11 protein-coding genes, 2 pseudogenes and 1 riboswitch are annotated in these 10,333 nt (G+C 69.1%); of the genes and pseudogenes, 8 read left to right on the top strand and 5 right to left on the bottom strand.

Annotated elements, in window-relative coordinates:
• Positions 1–181: 181 nt before the first annotated feature.
• Positions 182–370, top strand: a pseudogene (locus tag ABD767_RS17075) (transposase); the annotation flags it as partial.
• A 145-nt stretch (positions 371–515) separates the two neighbouring features.
• On the opposite strand, the gene eno reads toward ABD767_RS17075, so the two are convergent.
• Entirely contained in the window at positions 516–1,373 is an 858-nt protein-coding gene (gene eno / locus ABD767_RS17070; RefSeq protein WP_103046446.1) for a phosphopyruvate hydratase, read from the bottom strand.
• 266 nt (positions 1,374–1,639) lie between these two features.
• Positions 1,640–2,209, bottom strand: a pseudogene (locus tag ABD767_RS17295) (histidine phosphatase family protein); the annotation flags it as partial.
• On the opposite strand from ABD767_RS17295, the gene ABD767_RS17065 reads away from it, so the two are divergent.
• Entirely contained in the window at positions 2,208–2,543 is a 336-nt protein-coding gene (locus ABD767_RS17065; RefSeq protein ID WP_344869996.1) for a hypothetical protein, read from the top strand. The pseudogene ABD767_RS17295 and the gene ABD767_RS17065 sit on opposite strands and share 2 nt — an antisense overlap.
• Before the next feature lie 4 nt (positions 2,544–2,547).
• Here the strand turns inward: ABD767_RS17065 and crcB are convergent, their stop codons facing one another.
• The 3 genes from crcB to ABD767_RS17050 all read right to left on the bottom strand — a co-directional run bounded on the left by crcB (position 2,548) and on the right by ABD767_RS17050 (position 4,739).
• On the bottom strand, positions 2,548–2,946 hold the full coding sequence (crcB, locus tag ABD767_RS17060; RefSeq protein ID WP_425549941.1) for a fluoride efflux transporter CrcB: 399 nt from the start codon (positions 2,944–2,946) through the stop codon (positions 2,548–2,550).
• A 187-nt stretch (positions 2,947–3,133) separates the two neighbouring features.
• Positions 3,134–3,202, bottom strand: a riboswitch (Fluoride riboswitch).
• A gap of 105 nt (positions 3,203–3,307) precedes the next feature.
• Complete coding sequence (locus ABD767_RS17055; protein WP_103046444.1) at positions 3,308–4,207, bottom strand: SMP-30/gluconolactonase/LRE family protein; 900 nt, start codon at positions 4,205–4,207, stop codon at positions 3,308–3,310.
• A 64-nt stretch (positions 4,208–4,271) separates the two neighbouring features.
• Positions 4,272–4,739, bottom strand: coding sequence for a MerR family transcriptional regulator (locus tag ABD767_RS17050; RefSeq protein ID WP_103046443.1), 468 nt, complete (start codon positions 4,737–4,739; stop codon positions 4,272–4,274).
• 39 nt (positions 4,740–4,778) lie between these two features.
• Between ABD767_RS17050 and ABD767_RS17045 the strand changes: the two genes are divergently transcribed.
• From ABD767_RS17045 to ABD767_RS17020, 6 genes are all read left to right on the top strand, one after another.
• Positions 4,779–6,905 (top strand): heavy metal translocating P-type ATPase, encoded by a 2,127-nt coding sequence (locus tag ABD767_RS17045; protein ID WP_103046442.1) that lies wholly within the window; start codon positions 4,779–4,781, stop codon positions 6,903–6,905.
• A 5-nt stretch (positions 6,906–6,910) separates the two neighbouring features.
• On the top strand, positions 6,911–7,327 hold the full coding sequence (locus ABD767_RS17040) for a DUF3703 domain-containing protein (protein ID WP_103046447.1): 417 nt from the start codon (positions 6,911–6,913) through the stop codon (positions 7,325–7,327).
• 15 nt (positions 7,328–7,342) lie between these two features.
• Entirely contained in the window at positions 7,343–7,966 is a 624-nt protein-coding gene (locus ABD767_RS17035) for a DUF6198 family protein (protein ID WP_103046441.1), read from the top strand.
• 55 nt (positions 7,967–8,021) lie between these two features.
• On the top strand, positions 8,022–8,390 hold the full coding sequence (locus ABD767_RS17030; protein WP_103046440.1) for a hypothetical protein: 369 nt from the start codon (positions 8,022–8,024) through the stop codon (positions 8,388–8,390).
• Positions 8,391–8,612: 222 nt separating this feature from the next.
• The gene (locus ABD767_RS17025) at positions 8,613–9,128 is read left to right on the top strand and encodes a DUF411 domain-containing protein (RefSeq protein WP_344869995.1); all 516 of its coding nucleotides are present in this window, start codon (positions 8,613–8,615) and stop codon (positions 9,126–9,128) included.
• 22 nt (positions 9,129–9,150) lie between these two features.
• Positions 9,151–10,155 (top strand): P1 family peptidase, encoded by a 1,005-nt coding sequence (locus ABD767_RS17020; protein ID WP_344869994.1) that lies wholly within the window; start codon positions 9,151–9,153, stop codon positions 10,153–10,155.
• Positions 10,156–10,333: the final 178 nt, after the last annotated feature.

The following is a 10,333-nucleotide window of genomic DNA, read 5'->3' as shown; positions in this document are numbered from 1 at the left end:
GGGGATGAGTGCGCCCGAAAGCAGGGCGCGGGCCGCCAAAAGGGGCAAAACGCCCCGATCGGCGGGCAAAAAAATAGTTGCCCCTGCCGAAGTCAACTCAAATTGCATCATCTGAAAAATAACCCAGGCGTAGCACGCCTGGAGGTGAGTTATTCAGAGCATCCTTGACGCGCTGATAGACCAGATGGAGAAGCTCAAGGCCAGCATCCGAGCCAAGGTGGAGCATCCGTTTCGGGTAATCAAGCGCCAGTTTGGCTACACCAAGGTGCGCTATCGGGGGCTCAAGAAGAACACGCTGCAGCTCAAGACGCTGTTTGCGCTGTCAAACCTGTGGATGGTGCGCCAGCAGTTGCTGGCTGCCAAGGCATGAGTGCGCCTGCAAACAGGCAAGGGGCCGCAAAAGCGGTGCAAATGGCCCGAAAAGGCACCAAGAATGGTGCAAGGACGCGGGCAAAACGGTGCGATTGCGTCATCTGAAAAACATCAGCCATGTAGCACTTGCGCAGCCGAGTTGTTCAGAATGTCCTTAACAGGCCCCAGTCGCGCACCAGGTCGGCGTAGTAGTCGATCAGCCCTTCGCTGTCGAGCGTGCGCCCCTCGGTTCTGAGCTGGTAGCCGGCGTCGCCGTGAAACCCGTTGGCCGCCGCGTCCAGCGCCAGCGCCACGTCCGTGCCCGGCCGCAGCCCGGCTTGCTCGATGGCGTTCACCAGCCAGTCCAGCGGCTCGCGGTTGGAGCGAACGGGCGGGGCGAAGCCGCCTTCGTCGCCGATGCCGGTGCGCAGCCCCCGGGCCTTGAGCAGCGCCTTGAGCGCGCGGTAGATGTCGGTCGCCCAGCGCAGTGCTTCGGAAAAACTGCCGGCGCCCAGCGGCTGGATCATGTATTCCTGAAAATCCGCGCCTTCCCAGCCCGCGTGGGCGCCGCCGTTGAGGATGTTCAGCGAGGGGATGGGCAGGCGCTCGCCGCCGCCCAGGCAGCGGTGCAGCGGCAGGCCCTGGGCCGCGGCCGCGGCGCGCGCCACGGCCATCGAGACGCCGACGACGGCGTTGGCACCCAGGCGTGATTTGTCCGGGGTACCGTCCAGCCGGGTCAAGGCTTCGTCAACGGCGCGCTGGTCGGTCGCATCCATGCCGACCAGGGTGTCGCGGATGCTGGTTTGCACCGCGGCGATGGCCTTGAGAACGCCGCGCCCGGCAAAACGTCCGGGATCGCCGTCGCGCAGTTCGACGGCCTCGCGCGATCCGGTCGAGGCACCGGCCAGCACGCCCGCCGTCGCTTCCTGTCCCTGGCTGGTGATGCAGGTGACTTCCAGCGTCGGCTGGCCGCGTGAATCCAGGATTTCGCGGGCCTTGAGGATCTTGATCGTGCAAACCACATGTTTTCTCCAGCGGTCGGAAATTGGAATGCAGTGTGCGTTGCTTCAAACAAGGCGCAGCCAGACGCCGAGCAGGGCGACCAGCACGCCGCCGACATGCATGACAGCAGCCCTGCGCCACGTGCACACCGGCAGTGCCCGCGCTCCGTGGCGCAACCCCTGATGGACGACACCTCCGGCAGCATTGCGGTGCGGGTGCAGGGCGCGGTTGCCCTATTGGCCTGGGGGGCGCGTTGTCCGTCGCCAGGCAAGGCGTTGAGCACGGTGAGCTCCCAGCGGCCGCTGCGCCATTGCAGGCAATTCCAGCAGCCGTTGTCCTGGGCGATGTCGCCGGGACTGCGGTTGGCGGCGGCGCCGAGCACCTCCAGCAGCGCGCGGTTCGTGGCGTCGTGGCCCACCAGGGCAATTGCCGGCCCGGCGGAAGTCTCCAATAGCCCATCGAAGGCCTGGTGCACACGTTCGCATAGCGCATGCCAGGGTTCCACGCCCGGCGCGGCGTCGATGCTGCCAAAGCGCTGCTGCACTTCGCCGCGGTCGCTGCCGGTCCAGGGGCCGTAGTCCCGGTCGTTCAGCGCATCCATCACCTCCACCGACAGCCCGACGGCACGCGCCAGCGGCTCTGCGGTCTCGACCGCGCGCTGCAACGGGCTGGCCTGCACGCGCGACAGCGCAACCCCTGCGAACAACCGTCCCAGCGCGTCGGCCTGGGCGCGGCCCTGCTCGTCCAGTTGCGGGTCGGCCCGGCCGCGCAGGCGGCCCGCGACGTTGTAGGCGGTTTGCCCATGGCGCAGGAGAAACACCGTAAGGACACGTTGCGCGGCATCAGAGGCGGCCATGGTTCTCTCCTTCAGAGGCCATGTCCTGCCCGACGCCGAACTGGAAGAACTCGATCTCGCGGCGGATGCAGAACACGCACAGGCCCTCGGCCTGGACGGCCTGCATCAGCGCATCGCTCTTGCCATTGGCCAGGATGAAGCTGACCTCCTCGGGCTCATCGGCCAGCTCGAAGAAATGCGCCGAATGCGAGCGCCCCCCGCACCAACGCTCTCGGTGTCGATGCGGCGCGTGTGCCGCGTCACGCCCTGCGCCTTGGCCAGGCGCACCACGGCATCCAGCACCGACTCGCCGCGCCAGCGGCGCGAACGCGGTGCCATGAACGTCAATTCATAGCCTTTCATTGCCCACCTCCAAAAAATTGCCGCAAACCCAAAAACGCGACGGCGCCCAGCCAGGTCATGACCAGACAGCCGCCCACGTGCATGAAGATGCCCGTCAGCGCCCAGACCAGGCGCCCGCCCTGCAAGGCATCGAAGATTTCGGCGGTAAAGGTCGAGAACGTCGTCAGCGCGCCCAGCATGCCGGTAATGACGAACAGACGCCAGAAATGCGACGGCACGGCGATAAAGGTCGGCACCATCAGGCCGATGACGAAGGCGCCGATCAAATTGGCCGCCAAGGTACCCAGCGGCAGATTGGGAAAGACACCATTGAGCAGCAAGCCCAGGGCCCAACGCAGATTGGCCCCGACGACGGCGCCCAGGGAGATGGCAAGAACGGACAACCCCAGCTGCATGGAATTACCTCTTTACAGCAAGAGTCCGTGCGCCGCTGCGGCCACGGCGCCAGCATCGCCACGGAGACGGTCGCAGGTCGGATGGCGCTTGCACTCAAACGCCCTGAACCGAACGGACTGCGGGCCAGGGCACTGTGCAAAAACAAGATGAAAGATGGCGTAAGGCATGACTCTGACTCCGTAGACGGATGAATCAGGAGTCATTGGCTTCGCGGCTGCGAAGCGGTTTCAGGCGAACCCCACCACCTTGGGCGGTATTTTGACACCATTTCACATGCGGGCGCAGCAACTGCGGCGCCGCCGGATTGCGCCGCGCACCCACCGCCCCAGCGCCGACATCTGCGTCGGCGCTGGTCGTGCATCAGGGCGTGCCGGCGTGCCTCACGGCCACGCGCGTGGCCAGCATGCGCGCCTGGCGCGCGGCCTTGCGCTGGCCCTCGTCCCAGTCAGGCGCGGCGCACATAAACAGTGTCTTGCCATCGTCGCCGCCCAGCGCGACGGCAAAAATGCCTTCGGGCGCGGTGTGCACTTCCTGCAGAATGCGCCCGCCCTCGGCCATGCGCACCGCGCGCTGGTGGATGGTGTCGGCAAACCAGACCGCACCCTCGGCATCCAGCGCCAGGCCGTCGGGCACGATTTGCGCGGCCGCAATGCGCTTGCCAACGTCGCCCTCGCTGCCCAGGCTGCCGAAATTGGCAAAGTCGCGCCGCGGGCCCAGCGATCCGTCCGGCAGGATGTCGAACTGCGAGATGCGGTTGCCAAACAGCTCGTTGACGATCAGCGTCGCGCCGTCGGGCGTGATCACCATGCCATTGGGAAATTCCAGCCCCAGCGCCACCTGTTGCGCGCTGCCGTCGGGGCGCACCAGCACCAGGCCGGTGGTCTGAAACGGTGCGCCGCCCATCAGATCGAAGCCGAAGTCGCCAACGTAGGCGTTGCCGTTGGGCGCGACGACCATGTCGTTGGCGTGGCCGGCGCACAAGTCCCAGATGTCGGCATGCACCACCAGGCTGCCGTCCTCTTCCTGGCGCAGCACCTTGCGATCCTTCATCGACACCACCAGCATGCGCCCGTCGGGCAGCCAGCCCAGGCCCGAAGGCTGGTTCTCCACATGCACCATCTTGCGCGGCTCGCCATCGCTGCCCACGCAGTACACGCCGTGGGTGTAGAAATCCACGAACCACAGCGCGCCGTCGTGCCAGCGCGGCCCTTCCAGATAAGTCAGGCCCTGTGCAACCACCTTGATGCCGGTCTGTGCCATCGTCTTGTCTCCTTGTGTCTTGTTTCAAATGCGCCCACGGGCAATGGTCACGATAGCGCCCTCATCACACATGGCGTTTCGCCAGCGGGACAGGCGCCGGCACCGGCTCGGCGTCGGCGCGTGCGTGCAGCGCCTCGATCACGTGGCACTGGCCGCCGGTGCCGTCGCAGCGCCCGCGCAGTTGCAGCAGCTCGGCCTCCAGCACCTGCAGCTCGTGCAAGCGGGTGCGCACATGCTCCAGGTGTGCGTCCAGCGTGGCGCAGGCGGCGTGGTCGGTGCCCTCAGCGTCGCTGCCGCGCGCGTCCAGCGCCAGCAGCGCGCGCACCTCGTCCAGCGACATGTCCATTGCCCGGCACAGCCGCACGAAGCGCAGGCGATGCACGTCGGCGTCGCTGTACAGGCGGTAGCGGTTGTCCTCGCGGGCGCGGGCGGTCAGCAGACCTTCCTTCTCGTAATAGCGGATGTTGGCCGACGCCACGCCCGACAGCCGGGCGGCATCTCCAATGCGGTGGCGGGGGCTTTGCGCGGGCATGCTTGACCTTGGAGTGACTTGAAGGTTTCCAATCATCGCATGTCTCATAGTTCTACCCGTCCCGCACCTTCGCCCGGCCACAGCCATGGTCGCCAGCACGCGCATCCGCGCGACCACGGTCACCACCACGACCACGGCCATGCCGGCGCAGCCAGTTGCAGCGCGCCCGCCCAAGACATCAATGCCGGTACCAGTGCCTGCGGCAGCAGCGGCTGCGGCGCCGGTGATGGCCACGGCGTGCTGCCGCCCTGGCCGCGCATCGCCGCGGCACTGACGCTGGCCTGCGCGGCCGAGGCCGCGCACTGGCTGCAGTGGAACCTGCCGGGCATGGCGCTGGCGCTGGTGGCCATTGCGCTGTCGGGCCTGGGCGTGTACCGCGCGGGCTTGAAAGATCTGGCGCGGCTGCACCTGGGCATCAACGCGCTGATGGCCGTGGCAGTCACCGGCGCGGTGCTGATCGGCCAGTGGCCCGAGGCGGCGATGGTGATGGCGCTGTACGTGGCGGCCGAGCGCATCGAGCACGGTGCGATGGACAAGGCGCGCCACGCCATCCGCAATCTGCTGGATCTGGCGCCCGAGACCGCCGACGTGCTGCAGCCGGACGGCAGCACGCTGCGCACGCCCGCCAGCGGAGTGGCGCCGGGCGCGCTGGTGCGCATTGCCCCGGGCGCGCGCGTGCCGCTGGACGGCGCCGTCACGCAAGGCGAGAGCAGCGTCAACCAGGCGCCGATCACCGGCGAGAGCCAGCTGGCCGACAAGGCGCCGGGCGATGCGCTGTACGCCGGCAGCGTCAACCAGAACGGCGAGCTGGTGATGCGCGTGACCGCGCCGGCGGGCGACACGCTGCTGGCGCGCATCGTGCACGCCGTGGAGCAGGCGCAGGCCAGCCGGGCGCCCACGCAGCGCTTCGTCGACCGCTTCGCCGCGGTCTACACGCCCATCGTCTTCGTGCTGGCGCTGGCACTGGCACTGCTGGCGCCGCTGCTGATGGGCTGGAGCTGGCAGCAATCCGCCTACCAGGCGCTGGCGCTGCTGGTCATTGCCTGCCCCTGCGCGCTGGTCATCTCCACGCCGGTCACCATGGTCAGCGCGCTGACCGCGGCCGCGCGCCGCGGCATTCTGATCAAGGGCGGCAGCGCGCTGGAGTCCGCGCGCGCGCTGCGCGCCATTGCGCTGGACAAGACCGGCACGCTGACCACCGGCCGCCCCACGCTGGTGCACTGGCAGGCCTGGGGCGGCGCCGACGCGCAGGTTGCCGCGGCCACCGCCTGGCAGCTGGCCAGCCGCAGCGACCACCCTGTCTCGCGCGCGATTGCCGCCGGCCTGCCCCCACAGGCCTTTGACGCCAGCGGCGACGCGCTGCAGGAGCTGCAGGCCCTGCCGGGGCGCGGCGTGCAGGCGCGCATCGACGGCCTGACCTGGCGGCTGGGCAATCTGCGCCTGGTGCGCGAGCTGGGCCTGGCCGACGACGCGCTCCAGCAGGCGCTGGAGCAGCACGAACAGCTGGGCCGCAGCGTCACCGTGCTGGCCGACGACGCCGGCGTGCGCGCGCTGTTCGCCGTCGCCGACCCGCTGCGCGCCGACGCGCCGCAGGCCATCGCACAGCTGCGCGCGCTGGGCGTGCACCCGGTGGTGTTCAGCGGCGACAACCCGGCCACCGTGGCCGCCGTGGCGCGCGAGGCCGGCATTGCCACGCCCGAGGACGCGCGCGGCGGCCTGCTGCCGGGCGACAAGCTCACCGCGCTGGCCGCGCTGCAGCAACGCTTTGGCCCCGTGGCGATGACCGGCGACGGCATCAACGACGCGCCGGCGCTGGCGCGCGCCGACATCGGCTTTGCGATGGGCGGCGCGCACAGCACCGGCATGGCCATGGAGACCGCCGACGTGGTGCTGATGAACGACGACCTGCGCCGCATTCCCGACACCATCGCACTGTCGCAGCGCGCCCACCGCGTGCTGTGGCAGAACATCGGCCTGGCCCTGGGCGTCAAGGCCGCGTTCTGCCTGTTGGCCGTGCTGGGCCTGGCGACGATGTGGATGGCCGTGCTGGCCGACATGGGCGTGAGCCTGCTGGTCGTCGCCAACGGCCTGCGCCTGCGCCGCTGGATCGCCGCGCCGCACGAGCGGCCGGACAGCATGCGGGGCCGGCCCGCCATGGGACAATGACGGCCATGAGCCACGCCCACTCCCGCACGCGCCAGCGCGCCGCTTTCGAGCACCTGCTGGCGCGTTTTGACGCCAGCACCGCCGAGAGCACGCCCCAGCGCTGGCGCTACCTGGAGGCAGCGCATGTGCTGGCGCAAAACCGCTACAGTTTCTTGCTGCACTGGCGCGCGCACTGGAAGATGCTGCAGTTCGCCCGCACGCTCAAGGACGACTACGAGGTGCGCGGCCAGCTCGGCCACCTGTTGATGACGCCGATCAGCCACCTGGTGCGCTTTGTGCCGCCGGGCAACACCGGCCGCGCCGTGATGCCGGCCATGCAGCCCATGGTGCCCAGCCCCCAGGTGCGCGAATGCATTGCCGAGGCCATGGCCGCAACCGATCCGGCCGCACCCGCCACGAGCGCCCACCCGGGCCAAACCTGACAGGCTGGCGCCCCGATGAACACCCCCGTCCCCCCGCCCGCCGAGGCTCCGCCGCACACGGCCGTCGAAGACGCCACCGCCATCCTCACCGGCGTCACGCTGGTGTCGCTGGGCATCGGCTTTCTGGCAAACGCCAAGCTGCTGACCGGCGGCATGGCGGGCCTGGCCTTCGTGCTGCACTACGCCACCGGCATAGGCTACGGCTGGCTGTTCTTCACGATCAACCTGCCGTTCTACTGGCTGGCGGTGCGCCGCATGGGCTGGGCCTTCACGCTCAAGACCTTTGCCGCGGTCACGCTGCTGTCGGTGCTGACCGGCATGCAGGAGCGCTGGCTGCACCTGAGCGACCTGCCTCCGCTGTACGCCGCCGTCATCGGCGGCATGGTCATGGGCCTGGGTTTCCTGGTGTTGTTCCGCCACCGCTGCAGCCTGGGCGGCGTCGGCATCCTGGCGCTGTACCTGCAGAACCGCTATGGCTGGAGCGCCGGCAAGGTGCAGATGGCCGTCGACAGCTGCATCGTGCTGGCCGCGCTCATCACCGTCGAACCAGCACGCGTGGCCTGGTCGGTCGCCGGCGCGGTCGTGCTCAACCTGGTACTGGCCATGAACCACCGGCCCGGCCGCTACATGGCCGCGTGACCGCTGGCCGCCCCGCCGCGGAAACTTTGCGCCGCCCCACGCCTCCAACCCCGCCATGCGCCCATTGATCGCCCTGCTGTGCACCCTGTCCCTGCTGCTTGCGGGTGCCAGCGGCTGGGCGACGGCGGCATCCACGCACCCAGTGGCCACCGATGCAGCGCAGGCCCTGGCCGCCGCCCACGATTGCTGCGCCGACGCCTACGCTGCCGACCATGCCAGCCCGACGCCTGCAAATGACTGCGGCGCTGGCTGCGGCCCGGCAGGTGCGACAACCGGCTGCTGCACCTGCCTGCTGCTGCCGGCCGCCCTGCCCGCCCGGTTTCTTCCCGCTGCATCGCAGCCCGCGCGCCACTCCCCGGGCAGCGCCGCGCAAAACTTTGCCAACGCCGTGCTGGCGCCGCAGTTCAAGCCCCCGATCGCCTGATTCCATTTTTCAATCAATCGGGTACGCGAAGGCGCAGCGCAGACAGTGCTGTAGCACGGCAAGCGAAGCCGACAAAGTAACCGTTTGATTTAAAAATGGAATGACACAGCCCGCCGCAGATGTGCGCAAGCCACTGCGGCCCATCGCCCGCGGCCGCGCTGCCTTGCAGCCACGGTCGCAAGACACGCCCCCTCTTCTTGCTGATTTCTGGATCGCTTCACCATGTCCGTTACCCACACACTCTCTCGCCGCCAATGCCTGTCGCGCCTGGCCGGCGCAGCCATCGCCACAGCCGCGACCGCAGCCACGCTGCCCGCCTGGGCCGCCGCGCCTGACGCGCCACGCCCCCAGGTCGAAGTCTGGAAAGACCCCAGCTGCGGCTGCTGCCAAGACTGGATCGAGCACATGCAGGCCAACGGCTTCGACGTGATCACGCACAACAGCGGCAACGCCGCGGTGCGCACCCAGCTGGGCCTGCCGGCCGAACTGGGCTCGTGCCACACCGCGCTGGTCGGCGGCTACCTGCTCGAAGGCCATGTGCCCGCCGCCGACGTGCACAAGCTGCTCAAGGAAAAGCCCAAGGCCATGGGCCTGACGGTGCCGGGCATGCCGATCGGCTCGCCCGGCATGGACGGCCCGGTCTACGAGGGCCGCAAGGACGCCTACGACGTGCTGCTGGTCACGAAGAACATGATCCGCAGCGGCGTGAGCACGCGCGTCTTTACCAGCTATCGATAGGCTGCCCGCCCATAATCGGGCGATGCAACAGTCTCTGCCAACACGCGCCCCGGGCGCCATTACCGACGTGGCCGGCATCGAGGTCGGCCATTACAGCGACACCCGCCGTCCCACGGGCTGCACCGTCGTCATCGCCCGCGGCGGCGCGGTCGCCGGCGTCGACGTGCGCGGCGCCGCGCCCGGCACGCGCGAGACCGACCTGCTGGAGCCCGGCAACCTGGTACAGCAGGTGCATGCGGTCATGCTGTCGGGCGGCAGCGCCTGGGGGCTGGACGCGGCCAGCGGCGCGATGCGCTGGCTGGACGAGCAGGGCATCGGCCTGGACATGGGCACCGCGCGCGTGCCCATCGTCCCGGCGGCCGTGCTGTTCGACCTGCACGTGGGCGACGCGCGCATCCGCCCGAGCCTGGAGGCCGGCTACGCCGCCTGCGCCGCCGCCAGCCGCCGCCCGCCGGCCGAGGGCAACATCGGCGCGGGCAGCGGCGCCGTCGTTGGCAAGGCGTTCGGCATGGGCTTTGCAATGAAGGGCGGCATCGGCAGCGCATCGGTGAGCGTAGACGGCGTCACCGTCGGCGCCATCATTGCCTGCAACGCGGTGGGCGACGTCGTCGACCCGGCCACCGGCGCGCCACTGGCCGGCGCGCTGAGCGCCGACCGCAAAAGCCTGCGCAACACCCAGCAGGCGCTGCTGCGCGGCGACGCACCCCACCCTCTGCTGGCAGGCAGCAACACCACGATTGGCGTGATCGCCACCGACGCCGCGCTGACCAAAGTGCAGGCCCAGCGCCTGGCCACCGTCGGCCACGACGGGCTGGCGCGCGCCATCCGCCCGGTGCACACGATGAGCGACGGCGACACGCTGTTTGCCCTGGCCACGGCGCGCGCCGCGCGCCACCCCGGCATGCTGGTGCTGGCCGCCATGGCCGCCGAGGCGGTGCAGCAGGCCACGGTGCACGCAGTGCTGGCCGCGCGCGGCATCGCGCTGGACGGCGGCGTGCAATTGCCCGCGTGCAGCGACGGTATTTGACCCAGGTAGCAACTAGGACCTGTTAAGGAAATCCTGCAAAACCTCCCCCTCTGTTTGGTAGGTGTCAGCAGGCCGTGGCATCGTCTCACCGCATGAAGCAAAGCAGCCTTGATCTGAACCTGAGCACCAAAAAAACCCGCAAGCAGCAATTGCTCGATGAGATGGAATTGGTGGTTCC

Source organism: Comamonas faecalis, from assembly GCF_039538025.1.
GTDB classification, from domain to species: Bacteria; Pseudomonadota; Gammaproteobacteria; order Burkholderiales; family Burkholderiaceae_C; genus Comamonas_C; species Comamonas_C faecalis.
Note: the sequence above shows the minus strand (reverse complement) of the source record. Positions and strands in the feature narration are given on the sequence as shown.